Annotated in this window: 22 protein-coding genes and 1 riboswitch; of the genes, 12 read left to right on the forward strand and 10 right to left on the reverse strand. The window is 47.0% G+C overall.

The window, feature by feature from the left end; all coding sequences use genetic code 11:
- Positions 1-98 precede the first annotated feature (98 nt).
- The 3 genes from R4537_RS00215 to R4537_RS00225 are packed head-to-tail and all read left to right on the forward strand — an operon-like array spanning position 99 to position 4174.
- Positions 99-1100 (forward strand): AvrD family protein, encoded by a 1002-nt coding sequence (locus R4537_RS00215; protein WP_071178929.1) that lies wholly within the window; start codon positions 99-101, stop codon positions 1098-1100.
- Complete coding sequence (locus tag R4537_RS00220) at positions 1097-1819, forward strand: ATP/GTP-binding protein (RefSeq protein ID WP_000684422.1); 723 nt, start codon at positions 1097-1099, stop codon at positions 1817-1819. The genes R4537_RS00215 and R4537_RS00220 overlap by 4 nt, the downstream gene beginning before the upstream one ends.
- Before the next feature lie 24 nt (positions 1820-1843).
- A complete protein-coding gene (locus R4537_RS00225; RefSeq protein WP_071178930.1) occupies positions 1844-4174 on the forward strand; it encodes an efflux RND transporter permease subunit in 2331 nt (776 codons plus the stop codon).
- 97 nt (positions 4175-4271) lie between these two features.
- Here R4537_RS00225 and R4537_RS00230 read toward each other — a convergent pair whose 3' ends face one another.
- Positions 4272-4679 (reverse strand): response regulator transcription factor, encoded by a 408-nt coding sequence (locus R4537_RS00230; protein ID WP_000371598.1) that lies wholly within the window; start codon positions 4677-4679, stop codon positions 4272-4274.
- An 896-nt stretch (positions 4680-5575) separates the two neighbouring features.
- Here R4537_RS00230 and speFL point away from each other — a divergent pair.
- The 3 genes from speFL to potE all read left to right on the forward strand — a co-directional run bounded on the left by speFL (position 5576) and on the right by potE (position 9579).
- Entirely contained in the window at positions 5576-5692 is a 117-nt protein-coding gene (speFL, locus tag R4537_RS00235; RefSeq protein ID WP_001893294.1) for a leader peptide SpeFL, read from the forward strand.
- 337 nt (positions 5693-6029) lie between these two features.
- Positions 6030-8192 (forward strand): ornithine decarboxylase SpeF, encoded by a 2163-nt coding sequence (gene speF / locus R4537_RS00240; protein WP_071178932.1) that lies wholly within the window; start codon positions 6030-6032, stop codon positions 8190-8192.
- Between the two features lie 67 nt (positions 8193-8259).
- A complete protein-coding gene (gene potE, locus R4537_RS00245) occupies positions 8260-9579 on the forward strand; it encodes a putrescine-ornithine antiporter (protein ID WP_000045945.1) in 1320 nt (439 codons plus the stop codon).
- 21 nt (positions 9580-9600) lie between these two features.
- Here the strand turns inward: potE and R4537_RS00250 are convergent, their stop codons facing one another.
- Positions 9601-9732 (reverse strand): histidine kinase, encoded by a 132-nt coding sequence (locus tag R4537_RS00250; RefSeq protein WP_080483435.1) that lies wholly within the window; start codon positions 9730-9732, stop codon positions 9601-9603.
- A 53-nt stretch (positions 9733-9785) separates the two neighbouring features.
- Positions 9786-9924, forward strand: a riboswitch (FMN riboswitch).
- A 114-nt stretch (positions 9925-10038) separates the two neighbouring features.
- Between R4537_RS00250 and ribB the strand changes: the two genes are divergently transcribed.
- Positions 10039-10695, forward strand: a complete 657-nt coding sequence (ribB, locus tag R4537_RS00255) for a 3,4-dihydroxy-2-butanone-4-phosphate synthase (protein ID WP_001076646.1) — start codon at positions 10039-10041, stop codon at positions 10693-10695.
- 65 nt (positions 10696-10760) lie between these two features.
- Here the strand turns inward: ribB and trmY are convergent, their stop codons facing one another.
- Entirely contained in the window at positions 10761-11366 is a 606-nt protein-coding gene (gene trmY, locus R4537_RS00260) for a tRNA (pseudouridine(54)-N(1))-methyltransferase TrmY (protein ID WP_071178933.1), read from the reverse strand.
- Between the two features lie 502 nt (positions 11367-11868).
- Here trmY and R4537_RS00265 point away from each other — a divergent pair.
- A complete protein-coding gene (locus R4537_RS00265; protein ID WP_071178934.1) occupies positions 11869-14181 on the forward strand; it encodes a methyl-accepting chemotaxis protein in 2313 nt (770 codons plus the stop codon).
- A 187-nt stretch (positions 14182-14368) separates the two neighbouring features.
- Here the strand turns inward: R4537_RS00265 and R4537_RS00270 are convergent, their stop codons facing one another.
- Positions 14369-15259 (reverse strand): LysR family transcriptional regulator, encoded by an 891-nt coding sequence (locus tag R4537_RS00270; RefSeq protein WP_071178935.1) that lies wholly within the window; start codon positions 15257-15259, stop codon positions 14369-14371.
- 130 nt (positions 15260-15389) lie between these two features.
- On the opposite strand from R4537_RS00270, the gene R4537_RS00275 reads away from it, so the two are divergent.
- The 3 genes from R4537_RS00275 to R4537_RS00285 all read left to right on the forward strand — a co-directional run bounded on the left by R4537_RS00275 (position 15390) and on the right by R4537_RS00285 (position 17498).
- Positions 15390-16028: an NAD(P)-dependent oxidoreductase gene (locus R4537_RS00275; protein ID WP_071178936.1), complete on the forward strand. Its 639-nt coding sequence runs from the start codon at positions 15390-15392 to the stop codon at positions 16026-16028.
- 240 nt (positions 16029-16268) lie between these two features.
- Complete coding sequence (locus R4537_RS00280; protein ID WP_071178937.1) at positions 16269-16991, forward strand: sulfite exporter TauE/SafE family protein; 723 nt, start codon at positions 16269-16271, stop codon at positions 16989-16991.
- Positions 16992-17066: 75 nt separating this feature from the next.
- Complete coding sequence (locus tag R4537_RS00285; protein ID WP_000946561.1) at positions 17067-17498, forward strand: YccF domain-containing protein; 432 nt, start codon at positions 17067-17069, stop codon at positions 17496-17498.
- Here R4537_RS00285 and R4537_RS00290 read toward each other — a convergent pair.
- On the reverse strand, positions 17495-18361 hold the full coding sequence (locus R4537_RS00290) for a hypothetical protein (protein WP_000764037.1): 867 nt from the start codon (positions 18359-18361) through the stop codon (positions 17495-17497). The genes R4537_RS00285 and R4537_RS00290 overlap by 4 nt on opposite strands.
- Before the next feature lie 214 nt (positions 18362-18575).
- Here R4537_RS00290 and R4537_RS00295 point away from each other — a divergent pair, with 214 nt between their 5' ends.
- Positions 18576-19430 (forward strand): Vmh family MBL fold metallo-hydrolase, encoded by an 855-nt coding sequence (locus R4537_RS00295; protein ID WP_000779374.1) that lies wholly within the window; start codon positions 18576-18578, stop codon positions 19428-19430.
- A gap of 100 nt (positions 19431-19530) precedes the next feature.
- Here the strand turns inward: R4537_RS00295 and R4537_RS00300 are convergent, their stop codons facing one another.
- The 5 genes from R4537_RS00300 to R4537_RS00320 form a co-directional block, all read right to left on the reverse strand.
- Positions 19531-20466, reverse strand: a complete 936-nt coding sequence (locus R4537_RS00300) for a Gfo/Idh/MocA family protein (protein ID WP_071178938.1) — start codon at positions 20464-20466, stop codon at positions 19531-19533.
- A 115-nt stretch (positions 20467-20581) separates the two neighbouring features.
- Positions 20582-21112, reverse strand: a complete 531-nt coding sequence (locus R4537_RS00305) for an MltR family transcriptional regulator (RefSeq protein WP_071178939.1) — start codon at positions 21110-21112, stop codon at positions 20582-20584.
- Positions 21113-21250: 138 nt separating this feature from the next.
- Positions 21251-22405 (reverse strand): mannitol-1-phosphate 5-dehydrogenase, encoded by a 1155-nt coding sequence (locus R4537_RS00310; protein ID WP_071178940.1) that lies wholly within the window; start codon positions 22403-22405, stop codon positions 21251-21253.
- A gap of 100 nt (positions 22406-22505) precedes the next feature.
- Positions 22506-24455 (reverse strand): PTS mannitol transporter subunit IICBA, encoded by a 1950-nt coding sequence (locus tag R4537_RS00315; RefSeq protein WP_071178941.1) that lies wholly within the window; start codon positions 24453-24455, stop codon positions 22506-22508.
- A gap of 547 nt (positions 24456-25002) precedes the next feature.
- Positions 25003-26706, reverse strand: a complete 1704-nt coding sequence (locus tag R4537_RS00320; RefSeq protein WP_071178942.1) for a phospho-sugar mutase — start codon at positions 26704-26706, stop codon at positions 25003-25005.
- Between the last annotated feature and the right edge of the window lie 166 nt (positions 26707-26872).

Here is a 26872-nt window from a genome sequence, read left to right on the forward strand (position 1 = left end):
ACAGGTTTAAGATCTGGGTGGACAGGGTAAAAATAGAAGGGCAATAGGTAGCATAAAAACTCCAATACACAAATTGTTACGTAAGGAGTTTTTATATTATGGAATTAGAATTGGTTAATCTGAGAAGCCAAGGAAAAGAAATCATTGCAACGATTGATGATATTCTTGGCCCTGCTGAACAGCGTTATTTTGGTGAGGGTTATAAGCGCACTCAGTATCAATGTAGCATTCATTATCAAGAAAAACACGCTCAGGGATTAATTGGCGTTTCTTATAGAAATGATTGGTCTAAGAAAAAAACCAAAGAACGAAAGCCGCATTTGAGTACGATCGATGCATTTTTAATTGCAGGCCAAATCTCTTATGGTCTTATTAATAGAAGCTTCCATCTTTCTAAAGATCAAATGGCACAGTCATGGATTAGAAATATATCCATAAAAGCAGGAGCAGAAGCTTTGGAAAATTTAGACTCCGTCATTGTGAATGCTACTTTGATTAATTCTGAACCATCTATAGACAGTATGTTTGGTATGCTCAGTCGTGTAAAAACAACATTAGATAGTATGGAAGTTGAAGTCATCATTGATCATTCTATCGGGAAGTTGAATCTTTGTGAATTATCTTCAGAAGATAATGATGAATATTTTAGCGATGATTTCCGTCTTAGACGCTGTCAATTGGAAAATAGCACATTTAGCGACTCCGTCTGTGCGGTTTCCAGTGAATTAGTTTTCCAATGCCCTGAAAAACAATCTGTTGGTGCTATGGGGCAATACCCTAATGCATTAATGATGGTGGATTGGCTTACCTGTTTTGCTCAATTAGCTCAGCTCATCATGTACCGACTGGATAACTTGGATCGTAGTAATACTCACAACCTTTGGATGCGCTCAGTTTCTGTATCTACACCATATCCCATTATCCCTCGTCGTAAGCACATACTTACATTGAGAAGTTTAAAGAATGCTTTAGTCAGCAAGAATGGCCAATCATGGCGTTTATCCACGGTATCCGGCTCTGTTGCGGGACACCCTGAGTTCAACTTAACAGCCAAGCTTTGCCACCAATTACCACAGATGCCACAAGGAGAAGTAGCGTGAAAATTGCCATATCAGGAACCTATTCCACAGGAAAGACAACATTAACCGAAGCGCTTTCTATCGCTACTCAAGTACCACGTACTCAGGCAAGAACAATGCGTGAGATCCTTCCTGATGCTGTACCTGGAAAAACGCTAGAGCAGTGTAACCCTGCTGAGTTGCTTAATTTAGGTTTAAGCCGTTTAAGTGAACGAGTTGTCAATGAAGAGCGGTGTGGTGACAAATTTTTCTCAGATGGCTCATGTTTACACGAATGGGTTTATGGGGCTGCACGCCTTGAAACAGGAATTAACCCTAACGACAGTGATTTAGTGTTGGCTATAAAACGTTTAATGGGGAAACCTTATTTATCTGTTCATCGTGGTTATATTGATGCATTTGGAAATGTCGCTAAACGTCATGCTAAGAAGACGTATACAAAATTTGTCCATTTACCCATTGAATTTGATCTGGTAGCTGATGGCCATCGACCTGTATCAGAAAGATTTAGACAACTTTCGAATGATCTTCTTTTATCAACAGTTAAAGAACTGAATATTCCCTATATCACAGTAGGTGGGGATCTTCGAAACCGATTAATTACGATTGCTGAGCATTTTAATTTGCCAATCTATGTTGATGTTGATGAAGCAATAGAAATGGCAGTAAAGAAAGTGAAAACAGAAGCGATTGCGATAGAAAATTACCGACTTTCTATTTTGTCTCCACAAAAAGCTTAAATAATATATAGGAAATAATTCACCATGGAAAAATGGACAACGCCCAGAGCTTGGCTAGTTATAATGGCGTGGCTTGCTGTTATGGTTATTGCTTTTATGGGGTTAGGCAAACTCAGCCTAAATAATGATTACAAAGTCTTTTTTAGTAAGGACAATCCAGATTTAGTGGCTTTCGAAGCAATTGAAAATAAATACAACAGCAATGACAGCGTGCTGATTGTTGTACACCCAAAAGTGGGTGATGTATTTCAGCCGGAGGTATTGCAAGCGGTATTGGAACTGACCGATTACGCATGGCAAACCCCGCACTCCTATCGTGTGGATTCGATAAGCAATTATCAGTACACCTATGCGAAAAATGATGATCTGATCGTTGAAGACTTCATCACTCAAGCCAACTTGAATCAGCCTCAAGGCTTACAAGAGAAGAAAGCGTATGCGTTAAAGCAACCGGAGTTAGTGAACCGCTACTTGGCTCAGAATGCACACTCGACAGCGATCAATGTACTCGTCAGTTTGACCACAGAAGGGCAATCTGAAGAAGTACGTGAAATTGCTCAATTTTGGCAAGACAAGAAGCAAGAGATACAAGCACGCTATCCAAACCTTTCTTTCTACTTGACTGGGCAAGTGATGCAGAACGATGCGTTTGGTGAGGCCGCCCAACGTGATATGGGGAGTTTGGTTCCCGCGGCGTTACTGCTGATCATTGTTGGAACGGGCATTTACTTGCGTAGTGTCTGGAGCTCAGTCGTGATGACTCTCACGATCGTCTCATCCATCTTTATCGCGTTAGGATCGGCAGGATGGCTTGGTATGGCCATTACCTCGCCATCGGCTTCTGCTCCTTTGATCATCTTAACGATGGCGGTAGCGGATTGTATCCATTTCCTACAAGGATACCGACAAGGGATTCAAAATGGGCTGGTGAAAAATGACGCGCTTCAGTACTCCATGCGTAAACACCGCTTACCGATCATTTTGACTAGCTTGACCACCGCGGTGGGCTTCCTGTCGATGAACTTCAGTGATTCTCCACCGTTTAACGATCTGGGTAATATCACGGCGATGGGCGTGATCGCTGCCATGCTGTTGACCTTATTCTTGGTGCCCGCATTGCTTGCTGTGCTGCCGGTAGGCCGTCAGCGTAAAGTGAAACCACTGCCCGTTTCAAACCCACAAGGTTTAGCAAAACCATTAGAGCGTATTGCTCAGTGGTCAATGGTCAAACCGGGGTTGAAAATCGCGGTTGTTGTGGTGTGCAGTCTCGTTGTAGCCGTGAATATGGTTCGCAACGACATTGATGACACGCTATTTGAGTATTTCGATCACTCTTATGCGGTGCGTCAAGCGAATGATTTTACCTATGCGAATCTCACTGGTGTAGCGAGCATTCAATACGCGATCAGACCAGAAAAAGGAGAGTTGGTGACATCGCCCGATTTCCTGAACAAGCTAGATCGCTTTGTGGCAACCGCGCGTGAAACACAGGGTGTTTATCATGTGCAGTCACTCACTGACATCATGAAGCGTTTGAACAGCAGCTTGCATAACGATGATCCGGCTTTCTACCAATTGCCAACGGATCCCGATTTGTCTGCGCAAACCTTGCTGCTTTATGACATGTCTCTGCCTTATGGCTTAACCCTCAGCAATCAAGTTGCACTGGATAAACAAGAGCTGCGGGTGGTTGTGACGGCGAAGAAGATGTCTTCTAACGATTTGGTTAGCCTTGAAGCAAACTTACGTCAGCAATTGTTAGCTCTATTTCCTGAATCGAGCGTAAGCCCTGGAGTAAGTGCCGACATCATGTTTGCTCATATTGGTTATCGCAATAACGTCAGTATGTTAACGGCATCCGCGGGAGCTTTGCTGGTGATTTCATTGCTCATTGGCCTTGTGCTGCGTTCGGTACGTTTAGGCTTAATTAGTCTGTTACCTAACGTGCTACCTGCTTCCATCGCATTTGGTCTATGGGGCATTCTGGTGGGCGAAGTTGGGCTTAGTTTGTCGGTCATTGCGAGTATGACATTAGGTATTGTGGTCGATGACACTATCCATTTGCTCTATCGTTTCCATACTGTGCGTAAAGAAGGGCAATCAGAAAATGAGGCGATTGTGACTGCTGTCAGAGAAACAGGTGTCGCCATTATCGGTACCACTTTGGTGCTCAGCGCTGGTTTCTTGGTGCTGGCAAGCAGCAGCTTTAAGATGAACGCCGATATGGGCTTGATGACGGCTATTACAATAATGATTGCACTTATCTTGGATCTCTTGTTGGTTCCTGCATTACTCAAAGTCACAGGACAATCGAAGAAAGTGCTGAGACAGCAAGCCCAGACTGCCTCGTTTTAGCAATGTATCTTTTTGATAGGCTTAGGAATTCCTAAGCCTATACCCTTCCCGCTTAGGGCTGCAACGCCAATTGGTTTGGGTAGATCCGTTTTGTTCTTTATTCTTTGTACCAACCGAGTTCAATCGCTTTCGCAATCGCATGGGTACGATTATGCGTTTCCAGTTTCCGATAAATGTTTTGCAGGTGGTACTTCACTGTGCGTTCACTGATGTTCAATAGTCGGCTGATTTCCCAGTTACTTTTTCCTAGCTTTAACCATGGCAGCAGTTCGCATTCTCGATCGGTTAATGGATTGAGCGGCGGAGGTAGATGCAACTGCTGTGATTGGTGTGCGATAGCGTCTGACGCACTATACAAATGGGGCGTGAGTAAATAGAGCGTATCGATTTCATCACTGGATGGGTGCCTATTGCCAAAGGAAGTCAGAAAAATCGCTTTCTTTTCGCCATGTTGGCCAGCGAGAAGTAATCTTTTGCCGTAATCGGGATGATTATAGGGATCCATAAAAGCCATTATTCCTCGTCCAGATTGCAGTACTGCCGCGACGAAAGGATCGGTTTCTGATCTTTTATGGCCAAAGCAAGCTGAAAAATGGGTTGGAGAGAATCCATAGCAGAGTGGTTCTAGAGACGAATACTCTCCAAATGTACCTAATATGCTGAATTCAAATGAAATATCTTTTTTAAGCTCATCGAACCAATGGTGTATCGATGCTGAGTTTTCTGCGCACCTAAGTTGGTTGGCTAATTCAAAAATCCGATGCTTATCCATAAGCTATTGTGTGTCCTAGCGAGTGGGTGTTGAGTCCTAACATGAAAGAAAGGAACTCGTTCTTCTTTTCCCTATATTTATCTCATTACTACCTGAGGCTGCAGCCGTGTTGGCGGCAATGTCAAGTCATTTGGGTACATGCCGATGCGACTTGAAATGCAATCAGTTGCTGCATTGTGCGGCAATTTTTGCTAGGTGAGCAAGTGCCAAATATTGGTTTCCTTAGATTACACGCATTTTGGGGTGATACGAATGTTGTACAGTTCCAGTGATGATGGATAGCAGGATCTCACGTCAAATTGAAAAACAGCAGTGTTATTGAATGTCATTAAATATGTGGCATTTGTTGTTAATGTTGCATTTTATCCGGTTGGATTACGAGTGTTTGGTAGTGCGTTGTTCTGTTTATTTTGTTCTCCGCTATATTATTTTCTTATAGTTTTGCTCAATTCCTAGGATATATATGGTAATACCTATTCTTGTTGGTAAATAAATCTAAAATATATATCTATGCGTATTAAGGTGTGATAATGGTCAAATTTTAATTTTTCCGTGGGGTATAAAATGCGCCTGCTTTCTAAGCAAAACGACGTAAACTGGTTTCTTGATTATTTGTAACGGAGTTGTATATGAAAAAGAAATCAAAAATCATGGCACACATTCGCAGGACTCGGCACATCATGATGCCGTCTCACCGTGACTACTTTGACTACTCTTTCTTTACCCAATCGACATCTCATCTGTAACGAGCTTTAGGCTGCTTGTCAGCTAAAGGTTCGTCCTATACCTGCTTTCCTCATGTTGAGGTATTAAGGCATATTCATGGATTTTTTACGCCCTTTGGCGTGATGTGAAATCATGTTGGTTTTGCCTGCTCCTACCGTAACTGAGTGAATCTCTAGGTATGCCCAAGAAAAATCATTATTAAGCAAAAGAATATTCACCCGTTCTTAGGCTGGGGCTCTCCATTATTTCTATCTCAGCCTTTGTGACGGCAATATTTATTTTGCTGAGCGATTTCCTGCACGCTAAAAATAATTTGGCTTGGAATTCGTTTAATCAAAAAAATAAGAAAGGCTAAATATGAATTCATTAAAAATTGCTACGAGTTTATCGGTTCGCTCTTGCTTCACAACCCAACGTGAAGTGGTGGATGTACTGAAAACCGACTTCTGTGACATTGGTGCGGCGGTGGTTTCCGTCGAAGACGTACAAAACGGCATCATAGATAAAATGAATGCGACCGGTTTGAAACTGCCGATCTTTGTTGCTGTGTGCTGCGAAGACCAATTCCCAGATGATTTTTGCGCCGATATCACCGGGGTATTTGAGCTGTGTGATGCCAAAGTCGAGTTCTACGGTAAGCAAGTGGAAACTGCCGTACGTCGTTATCAAGAAAGTTTGTTGCCACCTTTCTTTGGTACATTGAAAAAATACGTAGACATGGGGAACTCCACTTTTGCTTGCCCAGGCCATCAAGGTGGTCAGTTCTTCCGTAAGCATCCGGTTGGTCGCCAGTTTTTTGATTTCTTTGGTGAAACCTTGTTCCGCTCGGATATGTGTAACGCGGACGTGCGTTTGGGTGACTTGCTGATCCATGAAGGCGCCCCACATGATGCGCAGGCTTATGCTGCGAAAGTGTACAACGCGGATAAAACCTACTTCGTACTTAACGGGACTTCAGCTTCCAACAAAGTGGTGTGTAACGCACTGCTGACACCGGGAGATCTGGTGCTGTTTGACCGCAACAACCATAAATCCAACCACCACGGTGCGTTAATTCAAGCGGGTGCCACTCCGGTTTACTTAGAAACGGCGCGTAACCCATTTGGTTTTATCGGCGGGATTGATGCGCACTGCTTTAACGAGTCTTACCTGCGTGATGCAGTACGTAATGTCGACCCAAGCCGCGCGGACGCGAAACGCCCATTCCGTCTTGCCATCATTCAGCTCGGTACTTACGACGGCACGATTTACAACGCGCGTCAGGTAGTAGATCGCATCGGTCATCTGTGTGACTACATCCTGTTTGACTCAGCGTGGGTCGGCTATGAACAGTTCATCCCAATGATGAAAGACTGCTCACCACTGCTGCTCGATCTAAAGCCTGAAGATCCGGGCATCATCGTCACTCAGTCCGTGCATAAACAGCAGGCGGGTTTCTCACAAACTTCGCAAATCCACAAGAAAGATCACCATATCAAAGGCCAAGAGCGTTACTGCAACCATAAACGGTTTAACAACGCCTTTATGCTGCACGCCTCAACCAGCCCATTCTACCCGCTGTTTGCGGCGCTTGATGTGAACGCCAAGATGCACGAAGGGGACAGTGGCCGCTACCTATGGCGTGAAGCGGTGAAAACTGGTATCGAAGCCCGTAAGCTTCTGATGAAAAAATGTAAATACATCAAGCCGTTTATTCCACCGATGATCGAAGGTAAACCTTGGCAGTCTCACCCTACCGAGCAAATTGCCGATGATTTGCGTTTCTTTGAATTTGAGCCGGGTCAGAAATGGCATGCGTTTGAAGGTTACGAACATGGTCAGTATTTCGTTGACCCTTGTAAGTTCCTGCTGACTACACCGGGGATTGACCCAGAAACCTGCGAATACGAGCACTTTGGTATTCCAGCGACCATACTGGCCAACTTCCTGCGTGAGAACAACATCATCCCAGAGAAGTGCGATTTGAACTCGATCCTCTTTTTGCTCACCCCAGCCGAAGATATGGCGAAGATGCAGCATTTAGTGGCGCAAATTGCTCGTTTTGAACGCTTAATTGAAGAAGATGCACCACTGAGCGAAGTATTGCCGAACGTGTACCGTGCGAATCGTGAACGTTACAAAGGCTACACCATCCGTCAGTTGTGTCAGGAAATGCACGATCTGTATGTCAGCCATGATGTGAAACAGCTGCAAAAAGAGATGTTCCGCGCGCGTTACTTCCCACGTGCGGTGATGAACCCACAAGAAGCGAACTTGGCCTTTGTACGTGGTCAAGTTGAGCTAGTCCCACTGCGTGAAGTGGAAGGTCGTATCGCCGCTGAAGGCGCACTGCCTTACCCTCCGGGTGTGTTGTGTGTGGTTCCGGGAGAAATATGGGGCGGTTCAGTACAGCGTTACTTCCTCGCTCTAGAAGAAGGCATTAACTTGCTGCCGGGTTTTGCGCCTGAATTGCAAGGGGTGTATCTGGAGCCGACAGGCGAGGGACGAGTACAGGCCATGGGCTATGTACTGAAACGTTAATCGGGGCATCGGGGCAGATGTTTCTGCCCCGATGACAACACGAAAAGACCCATAGAAGGGGAATATCATGAGTAAATCCAATAACAAAATTGGTGTAGTGCAACTCACCATTCTGACTATCGTTAACATGATGGGGTCGGGCATCATTATGCTCCCGACTCAGCTTGCCCAAGTCGGCACGATTTCTATCTTATCTTGGTTAGTCACTGCCGCAGGTTCAACTGCCTTGGCGTTTGCCTTTGCAAAATGCGGTATGTTCAGTAAAAAATCCGGTGGTATGGGCGGTTACGCCGAATACGCGTTTGGCCGCAGCGGCAATTTTATGGCCAACTATACTTACGCGGTTTCCTTGTTAATTGCCAACGTGGCGATTGCCATTTCCGCTGTCGGCTATGCCGATGTGCTGTTTGGCTTCCATCTCACGCCGATTGAAACCTGTATTGCGACTATTTTGGTATTGTGGGTCGCCACCGTGGCCAACTTTGGTGGTGCACGCATTACTGGCCAAGTCTCCAGTGTTACCGTTTGGGGCATCATCATTCCGGTGATTGGGGTATCCATCATCGGTTGGTACTGGTTTGATTTTGACTTGTATCGCGCAGCATGGAACCCACATGGCTTGCCATTCTTCCAAGCGCTCGGCGGCTCAATTGCAATGACGTTGTGGGCATTCTTGGGTTTAGAATCTGCGTGTGCTAACGCCGATGCGGTGGAAAACCCAGAGAAAAACGTACCGATTGCGGTCATGGGCGGCACCTTGGGGGCTGCGGTGATTTACATCATCTCAACCAACGTGATTGCTGGGATTGTGCCAAACGCGGATCTGGCTAACTCGAACGCACCCTTTGGTCTGGCTTTCGCGCAGATGTTCAACCCAACCATGGGCGCGATTGTCATGGCGTGTGCGATTGTGTCTTGTACCGGTTCACTGCTTGGCTGGCAATTTACCATTGCGCAAGTGTTTAAAGCCTCGGCCGATGAAGGTTTCTTCCCTAAATTGTTCTCTAAAGTGACCAAAGCCGATGCCCCTGTGCTAGGTATGTTGACCATCGTCTCGATTCAAACTGTGTTGAGTTTGATGACCATCAGCCCATCACTCAATAAGCAGTTTGAGGCGCTAGTTAATTTGGCGGTTGTGACCAACATCATTCCGTACATCCTCTCTATGGCTGCGCTAGGCGTGATGCAAAAGCAGCTCAATGTACCGGTGAGCCAAGCGAAAGTGGCCAACGTGATGGCCTTTATTGGTGCCATGTACAGCTTCTACGCGCTGTACAGTTCCGGTGAAACCGCGGTTATGCTTGGTTCGATTGCGACTTTCTTTGGTTGGGTGCTGTACGGTGCGATCTCTCGCTCACAGCTCAATACACCCATGAAACACGCCTGATCGGGTTTAAAGCTTAAGCTATCAGGTCAACAGCGCAGCAAGTCTGCGCTGTTTTTCTATCCGCGCTGTTTTCTCTCTGATGTTCTTTTTTATCGACTTTTTTTGCTCAAAAGCGGTGATATTCAAAACAAGTTTGTCCGTAACGCTTTTCAGCGCCTGTTGAACTGACTACACTAGGCGGCGTTTCAGAATCGTCTGAAACACAACAATATTCTCAGGGCGGGGCGAAATTCCCCACCGGTGGTATGCCGCAAGGCGAGCCCACGAGCGCTCGATTCGTCGAGGTCAGCAGATCTGGTGAGAAGCCAGAGCCGACGGTTACAGTCCGGATGAGAGAGAATGACAAACACACTGAATCTTAAGGTGCGGCTTTGCTACATCTTTCGGTTTTCAGTGCTTTTCGTTTTGGATTTTGATCCCTCATAAGCCCTGATTCTGGTCATTTTTTGGAGTATTACCATGAATCAGTCCTCATTACTTGCCGAATTCGGCGACCCCATTACTCGTGTAGAAAACGCACTGCAAGCCTTACGTGAAGGGCGTGGTGTGCTGCTGCTTGATGATGAAGATCGCGAAAACGAAGGCGATATTATCTACGCAGTAGAATCTCTTACTACGGCGCAAATGGCATTGATGATCCGTGAATGCAGCGGCATCGTCTGTTTGTGTCTGACTGAAGCGCAAGCCGATCGCTTAGCCCTGCCGCCTATGGTGGTCAACAACAACAGTGCGAACCAAACGGCGTTTACGGTATCGATTGAAGCCAAACATGGCGTAACTACAGGGGTTTCGGCGCAAGATCGCGTCACCACCATCAAAACCGCCGCCAACCCACAAGCAAAGCCAGAAGATTTGGCGCGTCCCGGCCATGTATTCCCACTGCGTGCTCGTGCGGGCGGGGTATTGGCGCGCCGTGGCCATACTGAAGGTACGGTCGATTTGATGCAGATGGCAGGCTTACAGCCAGCCGGTGTGTTGTGTGAACTGACCAACCCAGATGGTAGCATGGCAAAAACGCCAGAAATCATCGAGTTTGGCAAACTGCACAATATGCCCGTATTGACCATTGAAGATATGGTGCAATACCGCATTCAGTTTGATTTAAAACTGGCTTAAGCGAAGAACAAACAGCCCTGACGAACAGATTCATCAGGGCTGTTAATGATTGATGAAGGTTGGAATTACCACCCTGCTTCTTGGTGATCAATCTCGTTATGGATGAGGGTGACACACTGTGAAGCAAACAGCATTTTGGGACCAAGGCTGATTTTTTCTACCCCAAGACGTTTCATCGAGTTACCACTCTTTTTCGGCATTGGGATATGGTCGGTCAGAATAAAACACGGGTTCGGGCCAATCTTAATATCACGAATGGAATCGCCTTTTTTATCCATCATGTACAGCGAATGATGCTCTGCCAGCTCACCGAGTAGTGCTTCAAAACTGATAGTACGCACGGTTAAGCCCGGTTGAACCACACACGTTTGTTCTTTGCCCATGCCAACTGAGGCATCCAGCGCTTTCACCAATAGAGCAATCAACGCCGCTTCATGGAATCCGCCCACATCACTGATTTCATTCGCTTCGACGGTGATGGTGCGTGAATAATCGCGCGTGCTTTCCAATACCAGATGAATCACCACATCTTCACGATGCGACTGCGCGGTAAACAGGCTGTTCATCATGCAGTGCGCCAAAATTTCGGTATGGCATTTGCCACCAATTTCGTCCAGTAGGCGTTGGCTATCGGTCGGTGCGGAGCGAGCTCGAAGGATAAAACTGCGCATGGTATTTCTCATTCGTTGTCATTCAAAGTGTGGTATTGTCGCTAAGCAGGTTCGACTTGACCAGTACTTTCTGGGGAGTGAGCATAATTCAGTATTTGATGTTTTTTACACTGTAAATCATTGATATACCCTTCCTACTTGAAGCTGCAGGGGTGTTGGCTACGTTCGTTCACCTCAATCACATCGTCTATCTATGCTCATTGGGACTCATTCTCTTGCCGTCTACCTGCAACTCCAAGTTGTTTGAGTATATTCATTTTGACTGATCAGATTTTTGCACAATCACAATCTCCACCCTAGACTAACTAAGATGATTTCATATCAATAAAACCATCGTCGGTTGGCATGATAAGTCTATAACAAAGCTACTGGGAGCTACAGATAGGCAGCTAGTGAGTTCATTCCCGTCAACATAGATTGGGGTAAACATACTGAGTTAGCACTACTACTGCTTCCAATAGGAAGGTATATATCAAGAGGCGAAAAGTCTCGGGAAACGCTTATGAAAATTGCAAATCGAATTGTACTCTCCATGACGTTAGTGGCCACTATTGCTGTTGTTGCCGCGGGTCAGTGGATTGGCTGGAGTGCCTCAACTCTTTCTGAGCAAGCGTTATATAATCGTGCTAGCGAACAATTAGTCTCTGTACGCCAAGCTAAAAAGAGTGAGATAGAGCGTTATCTTAACCAGATTTCTGGCCAATTGCTCACCATGGCTAATATGGTTTCAACCATTGATGCTATGCGTGAGTTTACTCATGCTTATGATCAGTATCCTCTAGAGCAGGTAACGAATGCTTCTATCGAGAAATTACAAACCTACTATCTTGCCGATTTTGGTCAAAACTACCAAAAATTGAACGATGGTCGTGATGCTGCGGTCAACCGACATTTTCAACAACTATCACCCACTGCCAAAGCTCTACAGGCACGCTACATAGCGGAAAATCCTCATCCACTTGGCTCTAAAGATGCCTGGTTGGGGGATGAGCTAGCTTTGCATTATGATGGATTACATAAGAAGTATCATCCCAGTATAAGAAAATACTTAGAGCAGTTTGGTTTGTATGACATATTTCTAATTGATAACGCTGGGAACATGGTTTACAGCGTATTCAAAGAGCTTGATTTTGCGACTAATTTACAAACAGGCTCCTATCGTGATACGGGATTAGCTCGAGCCTATAGCGGGGCCAAAACATTAGCAGAAAATCATTATTATCTTGATGATTTCGCACCTTATTATCCTTCTTATGAAGCCGCTGCCTCTTTTATTTCCACTCCAATTTTTGAACATGGTCAGCGGATTGGAGTGTTAGTGTTTCAAATGCCAGTCGACGAAATCAATCAGATTATGACGTTTGATCAGCAGTGGGGAGCTAATGGCTTAGGGCGCACAGGAGAGAGTTATCTAGTAGGGAGTGACGGTTTAATCCGTAGTCAACCCCGCCAGTTACTTGAAAATTCCTCCGCATTTGTAAACACCTTAAGTGTGATGGGGTTGGGTGGCGACATTATTGGCCAAGTACGCAGTAAGTCGTCAGCGATAGGTATTTTACCTATTCGCCACCAAGCGATAGATAAGGGATTAGGCGGTGAGCAGGGTGTGTTACATGAAGTTAACGCCTTGGGGGTTGATATGTTAACGGCCTTTACCCCGATCGAAGCATTAGGGCTACGCTGGGTATTGGTCACGGAAATGCATGCACAAGAAGCTCTAGCCGATATTGCTGATTTACAAAAGAATGTGATGTGGATAGCGGGAATAGCGATTGTGGTTGCTGCTATTGTTGCTGCGGCAGTGGCTTTTATTCTCGGGAATAATATCGCGCGGCCAATTTTGCGTTCGATGTTTATGGTTGGAAATATTTGTGAGACGAATAATTTAACCCTGCGTTTAGAAGAGAATGGTAGTAATGAAGTGAAAGCGTTAGCCGCAGCACTCAATCGGTTATTGGGCTCTTTACAAGAAACGATCCAGCAGTTCGCGAGTGCAGCGGATAAGCTTAACAGCGACACCACCTCTATCGTACAAACCACCAAGAGTGCAACACATTCTGTGCTGGATCAGACTCAGCGTACTGAATCTGTAGTGACGGCTGTGAATCAAATGAGTGCTTCAATTGCCGAAGTGTCTCAGTTTGCGCTACGTGCAGCTGAGTTCGTACATGAGGCCAATCAACAAGGGCAAAATGGTGTGGTGGTGGGTAATAATCTAGTACGAGATATGAGCGTGATCCACGAGCAGATGGATTCAGCAGTGCAAGCGATTGGCCGACTCAACCATGAGAGCCAATCTATTGCATCCGTATTGGATGTTATTCAGGCGATTGCTGAGCAAACCAACCTACTGGCACTCAATGCAGCGATTGAAGCTGCACGTGCGGGCGATCAAGGGCGAGGTTTTGCGGTTGTCGCTGATGAGGTGCGCAATCTAGCGTCGAAAACGCACGCCTCGACGGACGAAATTAGGCAGAAAATTGAACGCTTACAAACGGAGACGCAAGCCGTGGTTGGCTCAATTCAAACCGCCAGTGAAACCGTTGAGCGCGGGGTCTCCTCGTGCAGTAGCAACACCGACATGATTAAACAAATCGTTGCCATGATAGATCAACTTAATGATATGAATACACAAATCGCTACCGCAACCGATGAGCAGCGAGAAGTCACTGAAGAGATCAATAGTAATATGACGTCGATATCTGATGCTTCTAAAAAGGTGGCTCAGCAAGTGGCTGATGTGGATGAGATTGTTGGCGAGCTGTCACTAGAGGCAAAAAGTTTAAATCAGCGTGTCGGAAAATTTCGTTATTAGCCACTTTTATATCCAAACTACTTGGAGTTGCAGGTAGGCGGCAAGTGAGTTCATCCCCATGAGCATAGATAAACGCTGTGATTGGGGTGAACGAACGTAGCCAACACCGCTGCAGCTTCAAGTAGGAAGGCTATAGTGATGCTGTTTCCTGTTTGGTTATGGCCCCAACGTTTGCGTTGGGGCTTTTTTACGGCCACAGCAGGTTTTGTTGCCAACGCTCGGCGAGAAAATCAATAAACTGTCTGACCAAAGGTGTCTGGTAACTGCGCGACAGATACACTGCCCAGATTGAACTGCTTGGCAGATAATAGTCCGGCAGTAACGCTTGCAGTTGTCCAGCTCGCAACAGCGGATTGGCCAAATCACAGGGGAGACGAATGATTCCTTTATGATTTAATGCGGCGCGGCATAAGGTACCCATATCATTGGCGCGAATATTACCATTGACCAAAACGCTAAACTGCCCGTTATTTTTTACGAAATCCCATTTATTGCCACTGATATGCACTAAGCAGTTATGGTGTGCCAAATCTTGTGGCAATTCGATAGGTGCATGTTGTGCCAGATATTCCTCAGTGGCACACACCACCATGCCGACTTCAAGCAAGCGGCGCGCAATCAAATTTTCATCGGGCTGCTGCGTAAAGCGCAGCGCGATATCGACACGTTCATCGACCAATTGTGAAAAACGATCGGAGGCAAGCACATCAAAATGAACTTGTGGATGCAGGTCGGTAAAGGCCTGTACCGCATCCAGCAGCATGTTTTGCGTGAGACCTATCGGTGCAGAAATTCGAATGCTGCCGCGTAATGCTCCTGACTGCTCCAGTGCGCGCATTTCCAGCTCCATGGTCTGATGGAGAATTTGCTCACAGCGTTGTAGTGCCTCCTCACCCGCTGCGGTGAGGCTGACTCGGCGTGTCGTGCGATGCAGCAAGCGCTGCTTAAGCCAATCCTCAATCTCTTGAACATGGCGCGATACCTGTAAACGGCTGAGGTTTAGGTTATCCGCTGCTTGGGTAAAACTGGCGGTATTGGCGACTTCAATAAAGCTGCGCATGGCAGTTAGGCGATCCATAAATGCTCTCATTTGCAAACTATACAGATACAATGTACATCATTTTATCGAGTTTATCGCTTTCAATATAACAAACTATACTTACTCTCGTTGAATGAACTTATCCGAATAAATTCGAGAGGAAGATAAAATGAAAGTAGCAATTCTAGGTGCATCTGGTTGGATCGGTAGTCAGTTAGTGGCAGAAGCCAAAATGCGTGGACATGAAGTCGTCGCTGTCGTTCGTGATCCTGCTAAAGTGACAATGCAGGGTGTTACAGTGCATCAGTGGGATAGTCTAAATCCAAAAAGTGATCTGAACCGCGCTGTACACGGTGTAGATGCTGTTATTGCATCGGTCGGTGGTCGTGCAGTAGGCAATCACGATATGGTTGCGAAAACGGCACAACGTTTACTTGCTGAACTTCCTGAAGCTGGCGTTAATCGCTTATTGTGGGTTGGTGGTGCGGGTTCTTTGGAAGTGGCTCCGGGCGTGAAATTAGTCACCGTTCCGGGTTTCCCAGAAGAGTACAAAGGTGAAGCTCTAGCACAAGGCGAAGCGTTGGAAGTTTTCCGCGCAAGCAACAGCGATGTGAACTGGACTTTCGTAAGCCCTGCGGCCGAAATTTTCCCTGGCGACAAACAAGGCCAATACCGTGTGGGTGGCGATCAACTGCTGACCGACAGCGAAGGCAACAGCCGTATTTCGGTGGCAGATTATGCGGCCGCGCTGATTGATGAGCTGGAATACGCAGAGCATCCTCGCCAACGCATTGGTGTGGCGTACTAATCCACACAAGCGGTTTAATCATTGGATAACTCAGGAAGGTGCGCGGCATCTTTCTGAGTTTTGCTATATGGATGCCATTAAGATAAGCGGTCGCCTTTGCAAGCGGCCGCTGGTCGTTTTTATTGGTGAGTGAGTCTAAATTTCTGATAAGCCCGTTCGGGCGAAACGTTTCTATTGCGAAATATTGCTGAACTGATACCGTCTGTGTCATTCGATACATCGCAGTACAAAGGGAACGAAATGGAGTATTTAGGCGCGAGTGCGTGGATTGCCATGCTATTGGTTTTCATGGGTTCCTTTGTGCAGACCGCGATCGGCTTTGGGCTCGCGGTCGTTGCATCACCGCTGCTGTTTCTTATTTCGCCGGACTATGTGCCATCACCAATCTGCTTAGTTGCGCTGTTTATTTCGCTGCTCAATGCGATGAAACATCGCGAGAGTATTTCGATTGGCGGCTTAAAAATGGCCTTAATTGGACGCATTCCGGGGTCAATTGTGGGTGGTTTGCTGCTGATGTGGATTTCCACGCAGGCGTTGGCTTTGTGGCTTGGCTTGTTGGTGCTGTTTGCGGTAGCGGTAAGTTTGCTGCCGCTGCGTATTGAACCAAACCCTACTCGAATGGGGATTGCGGGTTTTTTCTCTGGCGTATTTGGTACCAGCAGTGGTATCGGCGGTCCTCCTATGGCGCTCCTGCTGCAGCATCAAGAAGCCAATCAATTGCGCGGTAATTTGTCTGCCTTCTTTGTGTTTAGCTCGATCATCTCTTTGATGGTGCAGTGGCCGACGGGGTTTTTAACATGGCACCATGTGCTGCTGACTTTACCGCTTATTCCTGCGGCTTGGTTAGGCTACGCGTTGGCACGTAAAACCACTCACTCATTGCCGAAAGAAAAAATTCGCTTTGCGGCGCTGGCGCTCTGTTTGGTAAGTGGTACGACTGCGGTGTGGCATGGATTTTTCTGATCATTCATTTTCTGTTCATGGTCGCCGCATTAGCGTTAGGCGCATGAAACACCGTCAACAACGTGAGGTAAGGTAATGTTAAGAACACTAGGCAACATTATTTGGTTTTTATGTGGCGGTATAGTGATGGGATTGGCTTGGTGGTTAGTCGGGGTACTGGCGTTTATTAGCATCATTGGCATTCCGTGGGGACGCGCTTGTTTTGTGATCGGCAATTTCTCATTCTGGCCGTTTGGTTATGAAGCCATTTCTCGTGATGAATTAACTGACCAAACCGACATTGGTACCAGCGGTTTTGGCGTTTTGGGCAATATCATTTGGTTTATTTTGGCCGGTTTTTGGTTGGCGGTGGGACATATTTTGTCTGCGGTGGCCTGTTTTATCACCATCATCGGCATTCCGTTTGCCCTGCAGCATTTAAAACTGGCGGTAATCTCATTGGCGCCGATTGGTAAAACTGTGGTGCCAATTGAAGAGGCCGCGCGTGCGCGTTATCGCGCTCGTTAATACGCTTTAATACCGAACTCACGCAATTTTGCGGGCAAAATGTCATCCAGTTGCGTGATCTCATGAGATTGGATCTCAATCAGTGCTAACCCGTGTGCTTGATAAAGTGCGCGGGTTTTTTGTTGCTCACTCGGGGCTATGTCACCTTCATCTGTTCCCCAAAATTGCAAATAGACCTTGCCGCTTGGCAGATAAAAATCACTGGTCACTTCTTCTTCAATTGGCAGTGGACGCTGGTAAGCGTGTACCACGCCAGCCAGATACAGCCAGTTATCAATCAGCAATTCACCTGTTGAACGCACATAGTGCCCATCCAAAGTACGGTGTTTGGCAGCAAACTTCTGGCGAAAGCTGGAATAAGATTTATCGGTCGCGTGAGATTGTGCTTCTTGGCCGAGAAATTCCACCACGGATTGGCGTAAGTGGCGGTTACGCAGTATGGCTTCATGCCAAACCACAAACCCATTACCTGAGCTTTTCTCTTCACGCTGCTGCGCTCCGGCACGTAGGCCGCTCTCGGTGGCGTGCCAACCCGACTCGCTGCGCGCTATCCAGCCTAATTCACTGAATAACTGATTCATTTTCTTTGGGTTTAATTTGAAGTATTCCCCGACTTGCGTGGCGGTGAGCGTTTGGCCTGAGGTGGCATGTAAGTCGATCAGTAAGTTTTCCGGCCAGACAATAAAACGCCCATACTTAGGGTGCTGGGCATATTCTCCCCCAAATTTAGTGCCGAGATCGGTCAATATCCACTGCTCATCATGGCGATGGATGTAACCGGCGGTTTTCAAATCCTGAAACAGCTGTTTGGCATCTTGCTGGCGCTTTTTTGCCAAGGCGGAGGTGGAAAGTTTGTCGGCCATACTGAAATTCCTCTGTGTCTGCGCTCCATTCAAGCATAAGACGAGGAGGGGGCTCAATGTCAGTCAGCAAGAACGACCAAGAACTGTGAGGCTTTAGGCAATCCTGCGCAATTAGTTAACTGATTTGAATCAGTGATGTTCTTGTTTCGATCTATTTGTTCAGCTTAAAGCACAATAAGCTGTAGCTCTATTGATGCACCACGGAGACCCCAGCATGAAACTTACTCGTACCCTTTTGACTTCAGCCCTGCTATTACCCGCGTTTTCAAGCTTAGCGGCTTTAGAACTGCAAACGTATAACCCAGGTGAACATGGCATTTTCCCCGTCAGCTCAACCCTCATCAGTGACGAGAAACAAGCCATTCTCGTTGATGCTCAATTTGGCGTGAATGATGGTGCTAAGCTGGTCGACATGATCAAGCAATCAGGCAAAGAACTCACCGCTATTTACATCAGCGCGGGCGATCCGGATTACTATTTTGGCCTACAACCTCTGGTGGAAGCCTTTCCAAACGTTCCGGTTCTAGCCAGTGAAAGTGTGGTCAAACACATTGAAGCGACTAAAGACGCCAAAATCGAGTATTGGGGACCCATCCTCGCTGAAAATGCGCCGCAAAAAGTGATTGTACCTAAAGTCGATAATCGTACTGAGTTTGTGCTCAATGGCGGCAAAATTGAGATCAAACAGCTCAATCATCCGCAAGCCTATCTGTGGTTGCCTGCAGAGAAAACGATTTTGGGTGGTGTCGCAGTAATGAGTGATATGCATGTTTGGACTGCGGATAGCCAAACCAAGCAAGCACGTATGGAATGGGTAGAAACCTTAGATCGCATGCTTGAACTCAAACCCAAACAGGTGATCCCTGGTCATTATGGTCATGAAATCCCACAAGGTACGCAAGCCATCTCTTTCACGAAAGAGTATTTGGTGAAATTTGAACAAGCTTTGGATAGCTCGACGCACTCTTCACAAGTGATTGAGAAAATGCGTGCGCAGTATCCGGTCTTACCGGATGACGGTAGCTTACAGCTTAGCGCTGAAGTGAACATGGGCGAAAAAAGCTGGTAAGTCCCCCGTGATCTCGACATCACAAGCATACTGACGAATGACAAAGCCCCCACCGTAGCGCTTCTCTCTATGGTGGGGACAACGTTGGTGGGGACAACGTTTAGCCCTTGGTTACCTGTTGAGTGATCTGCTGGCAAATCGCTTCAGCCAGTTGGTGACTGGCTAAGTTACGTTCAATGATATGAGTGGGTAGTTTGCCTGCTGCTGCAACTTGCAACCAATCTTGCACCATAGCGTCAAAGCCTTTACTGGCGAGCATCGGTGTCCAATCTTTTAAGGCCACTCGACTTTCTTGGTTATCTCGCCACATTTTGCCTTGGGTAAAGGAATCAAACTGATAAGCCACATTGTCATAGCTCGCGGTCACCTGTTCAGTGGTGATGCCAAACTGACGGTTCATCGAAGCGTGCAATAAGGTATTGCCTGTTTGCCATTGAACATCAAGGCGCGCGAGGAGTCCTTCACTCATGTGATAGGTGAGATGGAGGTCATCTAAATTGCACTGACGCGAAAGGTTGACGCTATCTAGAGGATGAATGAAATCATCGAACACAAAGGTGCGAATATCGCCGGGCAGGGCATGGCGATGTTTTTCCCAACGCAGTGAACGCAGCGCCCCACACTCTTGTTGAGCCAGCTCGGACAAATGTTGGTTGTAGAGCGGGATATGACGTCGGTTAAACCCGACATAAAGTGGTTGGTGATGTTTCTCCGCTAACTCATACAAGTTTTCACACTCTTGCGCGCTCGCGGCGAGTGGTTTATCGACAAAAGTTGGGATCCCTAGATGCAGAAAAAACGCCGCAAGTGTGCTGTGTACATCGGTCGCCGCATGGATCATCACTGCATCCACACCATACTGCAACACATCACGGTAGTCGGTGCACGTCGCGCTGACTCGGTAACGCGTCGCTAGAGTCCCCAATACTTTCGGATTTCGGGTGCAGAGCACCAATTCAATATCTGGCCATTGAGCCAATACGGGAAGATAAGCTTTCTGTGCGATATCCCCTAAACCAATCATGGCGACTTTCATGCTTCACTCATCTGTCATCAGAAATGAGTCTCAGGCTAACACGATACACAGACAAGATGAAAAATGGATGTGGAAGTTGAGCGGAGATCACGCGAAATCGGCGTGCACCTAAACGTTAAAACGGGCTGTCTTTGTTGAGTGCATTACAGATTTGAATGATGGCCAGAGAGAGACCAGATTTGATCACTTGTTGTTGGCGTTGCAATTGCAGGTGGTAAAAGCTGAGGTCAATATCGTCGTCTGGCTCCAAGACGTTTAAATGCAACATGCCCATTTTTTTGACCAGATTGAGTGCCTTGATGGGCGCGAGAATTTGCGGGTCGGTGAATTGGTACTCGGTGGCATCATGATTGAGCTGATTACGCAGTTTGATGATCTGTTCAATATCGTGAAAAACCTCATCTGGGATCACGCCCAAACCAAATAAAAGTTTCAGACGAACGGTGAGATCTCCAAGCGGTCCTGTATCGTGCAATAGTGGTTCCACGACAGATTTCACCGCGAAATTGTCTTTACGAAAAATACGTTGCATCAGTGCATCAATGGCTTCGGTTAGCACATCAACCGTTGTAATGAAGAATCCTCGTACCGTATGGGTTTGATTCAATCGCTCCAGAATGTCGGATTCGTTAATTTTATCTGCCATAAACTGATCTGTTGTTGAGTTAAGTCGAGAGCGAGTTTTTGCTCTCGACATTGTAAGCATTGAGAAAGACATGTTGTGCAAGCTAAGTCGCCCAACGGCTAATTAAACAAGCGGTTCATCTTTCATCATGCTGAATATTCAATCTATTTGTTGATAAAGCGCTTCAATTTGCTGTGCTTCAATACTGTCGGCGGTTAACCCTGTGTAGCGAGCAAGTGTAGAGCGAACGCCTTCTTTTTCAATACTTTGTTGTAATTCGATGGCTTGGGGATCACTGTCATTACGATATTTCAGCGCTGCGGCAATCCCTTTCAATAACATGCTGTTTGGTAAGCCGTACTCAATTGTACCGAGTAACGGCTTGATTAATCTATCATTTGTGCCAAGTTTTCTCAGCGGTTGGCGCCCAACGCGATCCACTTCATCCACCAGATAAGGATTGGCAAAGCGGCTTAGGATTTTCTCGATGTAGGCGCTGTGCAGCGCGCGATCAAAACCATAGCGGCGGATCAGCACTTCACCGCTCTCCTGCATTGCTTGTTTCACCTGTGCATGAATGCTCGGATCTTCAATCGCTTCACGGATGGTGCGGTGACCTTTCAAACAACCCAAGTAAGCGGTAATACAGTGACCTGTGTTGAGGGTAAACAGTTTGCGCTCGACAAACGCCATCAGATTGTTCGTTTTTTCCATTCCCTCAATCTGTGGGATCTCGCCTTTAAACTGCTGCTCATCCACAATCCATTCGCTGAAGCTTTCTACGGTCACTTCCAGCGGGTCATCGTTGGCCGCTTGCAGCGGCGGCACAATGCGATCGACCGCGGAATCCACAAAGCCCACTAAAGCATCAGCTTGTTGTTGTTCCTCGGTAGTGAGGAATTGATACACCTGCTGCTTAAGGTGAGTCGTACCGCGCACCATATTTTCACAGGCGATGATATTGAGCGGTTGCGTATTACCCGCAGCAAAGCGAGCGCTCAAACCCTTGGCGATGGTTTTGGCAATGATATCCAGCACTGTTGGCCCAACCGCCGTAGTGACTAAATCGGTTTTGATAATCCGCTCGATCAAGGCTTCACTAGCACTGTTGACGGCGGTGATGTGGCTAACGGTTTCCATTTTGCATTCGCTACCGACCACTTTGACTTTGTATTCTTGTTGATGACTCAGTTGATCCACGAGAGGCTCGTTGACATCGGCGAAGGTGACGGCAATGTCCGCATCCGCCAGAAGTTTGCCAATAAAACCACGGCCAATGTTGCCAGCACCAAAATGAACTGCATTCTTTTTCATCTTTACCTACCTCAATGTTGAATGTTCCTCTCACTGCCTGAGGTGAGGTCAGCCACATAGGGGGCGTCGCTGACCTCGTTTTGCCTCAGGAGCAAAAAGGTTATGCCGCTTGGCTGGTGGCCAAAATGCTCAGTACATCACTCACATCCTTGGTGGAGGTGAGTTTATCGATAGCATTTGGATCATCGAGGGCATTGGTAATGGTGGTAATGACTTGAATATGTTCGTCATTTTTGGCAGCGATACCAATTACGAGTTTGGCGACATCGCCGCTGTCTTCGCTAAAGGCTACGCCTTGTGGATATTGGCAAATCACGATGCCGGTTTTGATCACGCGATCTTTGGCATCCACAGTACCGTGTGGTACGGCAATAGATTCACCAAGGTAGGTCGAAACGAGCTTTTCACGTTCGAACATGGCATCGACATACTCTGGGTGGACGTAACCCAGTTCAACTAATTTGTTACCCGCGAAGCGAATCGCCTCTTCTTTATTTTTGGCGTTCAGGCCAAGGTGAATGTTCTCTTTTTGCAGTTGGAATACGCTTTGCTGCTGTACTTCATAGCGGTCATCGTTAGCGGCCAAAATCGAAGCTTTGATCAGCTGACTATCGTTGGCCGCTTGGCGCTTTGCGGCCAGAAGTTGAGTCACTAACTGGTTGTACAACGCGCTATCTAGGAAATTATTGAGTGAAATATGCTCGGCATTCGGTGCATGTTTACGTGCACGGTCTGTCAAATCTTGGTGGGTGATCACCATATCCACATGAGCAGGGAGTGAGTTGATGGCCATATTCGTTACTGTAACGGGCAAACCGACTTCCTGAATTTTTTTACGTAGCATGCTGGCACCCATGGCACTAGAGCCCATACCCGCATCACAAGCGACAATAATGCTTTGTACATTCGCCATGTCGATTTTTTTGCTTTGGGTCGCCGTCGGTGCCGCTTGACCTTTTGAACCCGCTTTCATCTCTTGCATTTTCGAGGTGGCTTTCACCAACGCGTCTTTATCGCCATCTTGCTCGGTTGAAGTTTGTGCTTTCATCAGTAGCGCTGCGACGGTAAAAGAAACCGCTGCCGCTGCAAAGATGGAACACACTACACCTAAGATTGAGCCCTTATTAGTCATCAGCAGTACCGCGAAAATAGAGCCCGGAGATGCTGGAGATACCAGACCTGCATTAAATACGGTGAGCGTAAACACACCGGTCATACCGCCCGCAATCGCCGCCAAAATCAGGCGTGGATTCATTAGGATGTAAGGGAAATAGATTTCGTGGATACCACCAAAGAAGTGAATGATGGTCGCGCCACCCGCGGTTTGGCGAGCTGTCCCCTTACCAAACACCATGTACGCCAGCAAAATACCAAGGCCAGGACCTGGGTTGGCCTCAATTAAGAAGAAAATAGATTGACCTGTTTCACTGGCTTGTTGGATACCCAGTGGCGAGAAAATACCGTGGTTAATCGCGTTGTTGAGGAACAAAATTTTGGCTGGCTCAACAAAAATGGACGTCAGAGGGAGTAGGTGAGCGGTCACGAGGAAGTTAACTCCAGCCGCTAATGCGCCTGACAGCACTTTCACAAATGGGCCGATCAGGAAGAAAGCGATGATGGCACATAGCATACCGATAATGCCGGCAGAAAAATTGTTGACCAACATTTCAAAGCCACTGCGCACTTTACCATCGATTTTTTTATCGAACGCTTTAATTGCCCAGCCACCCATAGGACCGACGATCATCGCGCCCATGAACATGGGAATGTCGGTACCGACAATCACGCCCATCGTGGTGATGGCACCCACTACCGCACCGCGCTCGCCACCTGCCAGTTTACCGCCGGTATAACCGATCAACAGTGGCAATAAGTAGGTAATCATAGGCCCAACCAAAGAGGCTAACGTCTCATTGGGTACCCAGCCTGTTGGAATAAAAAGCGCAGTAATAAAGCCCCACGCAATAAAAGCGCCGATATTCGGCATAACCATGTTTGATAAGAAACGGCCAAAATTTTGTATCTTGACCTTAGCGTCTGATGATATCATCGCGTCCCCCGTTGGATGTTCCGTTTGAATTTAATCGTAGTAACGGTTCGGCAAAAACCGTTGATTGCTTAGTACACAATCACTCTACCACACAAATTTCGAATGGAATCACCAACGGGTTTTTTGTGATCTTTGTAGCTAAAATGTTAGTTATATTCCAACTTTTTAGTGATCAATTTCAAATTTTCGTTATGTAAATTTAATACAAATTCTGCTTATTTATTTTGTCAATTGATTTTTAATGCTCAATATCTCAATTTTGTTATTTTAAATAAAAATAAAATAGCGACCTTGTTCACAATTGTGAGTTGCCAATAGACGGAAAATAAGTCTGATGGTGATTTTTGTCACATTTGATGCCTGTTCTTTGCGTTCGCATCCTATACCTTATTTTAATTATTGTTCGTTTTGTAATTTAGCTACGAAATATACCCTTTAACTTTTAGCCTTGCAGCGTTAAGCCGCTAGGTAATAGCACTGCGTTGTTGTCAAAAAGGAGAGGTTTTGGCCTCTCCTTCGCATTATGGATTATCTTATTTTTTGAGTGTTACAAGCTGGTTTGATGCTCTGCAATCAGCAGCGACATCTGCTCATCGGCCCGCTCTTGCGCGCTCACAAAATCTTCCCCAGCCGCAAACGGCGTCACTACCTCGTAGTAGCACTTGAGCTTAGGTTCAGTACCCGATGGACGCACAATCACGCGAGCGCCACCGTCCAGATGGTAAATGAGCACATCACTGGTTGGCAGGGTAATCGTTTCGGTTTTGCCATCGGCAAAAGTGCGGCGTGCCAGTTTAAAATCTTCCACGATGAGCACTTTACGTCCTGCAATGTCCTTTGGTGGCGTGGCACGCAATTTATCACCCACCGGTGGCGAGTTCGGATCCAGCGCAATGCTGCGCTGTGCATTCACGTGCAGGCCATGCTGGCGATACAGGGCTTCAAGCTGATCCCATACCGTTTTGCCTTGTGCATTAAGCTCTGCCGCCAGTTGAGCAAACGCAACCAGAGCAGACAAGCCATCCTTATCCCACACTGTGCTACCAATGGTGTATCCCAAGGCTTCTTCATAAGCGAACAGGAATTGGTGCTGCTCGGTTTGCTCTTGCATCGCCACGTTGGTCAACCATTTAAAACCAGTGAGGGTTTGGTAATAACGCGCGCCATGAGCTGCGGCGATTTTGCTGAGCAGGCTGGAAGAGACGATAGTGTTGCCGACCAGCTGGCGACGAGCATCGGTTTGCGAGAGCAGATAGTGACCAAACAGAGATCCGACTTGATCGCCGGTCAGCATTTGATATTCGCCATCGGCTTTACGCGCGGCAACTGCAAAGCGATCCGCATCGGGATCATTAGCACAAGCAAGCTGAGCGCCGACTTTTTTGGCCAGTGCCATCACCATATCCATCGCGCCCGCTTCTTCAGGGTTCGGGAAGTTGACGGTTGGGAAAGTGCCATCCGGCTCGCGCTGTTCCTTCACGCTGCTGACGTGAGTAAAACCAGCATCGGCAAGTAAGGTTTCTGCCATATTGGCACCTACGCCATGCATCGCGGTGTAAGCCAAGCTCAGCGCTTGCGGCTTAGTGTGATGCTGCAACAGTGGGCTTGCACCAATCGTTTTACGATAAGTTTGGTAATACTCATCACGCAGCCAATGCAGCAGTCCTTGTTGCTCAGCTTGTTCAAGTGCGAGGTAAGGAATAGCTTGCTGTGCCGCTTGGTCAATACAAGCCGCAATACCTGCATCATGCGGTGGAATAATTTGCGCGCCGTTTTCCCAATACACTTTAAAGCCGTTGTATTCCGGTGGGTTGTGGCTTGCGGTCACCACCACCGCAGCGGCCGCGTTGAAATGGCGTACACCGAAAGCCACGATAGGGGTCGCCGCGACTTGGTAGGTCAAATAGGTTTTGATGCCGAGTGAAGTCAGCACGCTTGCGGTATCGTGAGCAAACTGCTTTGAATCTGGGCGGCCATCGTAACCAATCACTACGCCGCGGTTTTTGGCATCGGGTAATTGAGCAATCAAGTAATGCCCCAGACCCGCCGCCGTTTCTTGGATCACTAAACGGTTCATTCGGTTCGGGCCACAGCCGACTTTGCCACGCAAACCCGCAGTACCAAATTCAAGGCGTGATTGAAAGCGCTCGGCAATCTGCGCGTCTTGTTGAGTATCGATCAACTGTTGCAGTTCTTGACGAGTTTTAGGATCCGGATCTCTGGCCAACCAGTGTGTGACTTGTGAATTCATGGGGTCACCTTTATCTATTGAGGTTTTGATAATTCAGTCTATACCCTTCCTACTTGAAGCTGCAGCGGTGTTGGCTACGTTCGTTCACCCCAATCACATAGTTTATCTATGCTCATGGGGATTATGAGAGCCATCCTTGGCTCTCACCAAAGGCCAGCCGATGGCT

Source organism: Vibrio paracholerae, assembly GCF_037672085.1.
In the GTDB taxonomy this organism is placed as follows: domain Bacteria; phylum Pseudomonadota; class Gammaproteobacteria; order Enterobacterales; family Vibrionaceae; genus Vibrio; species Vibrio cholerae.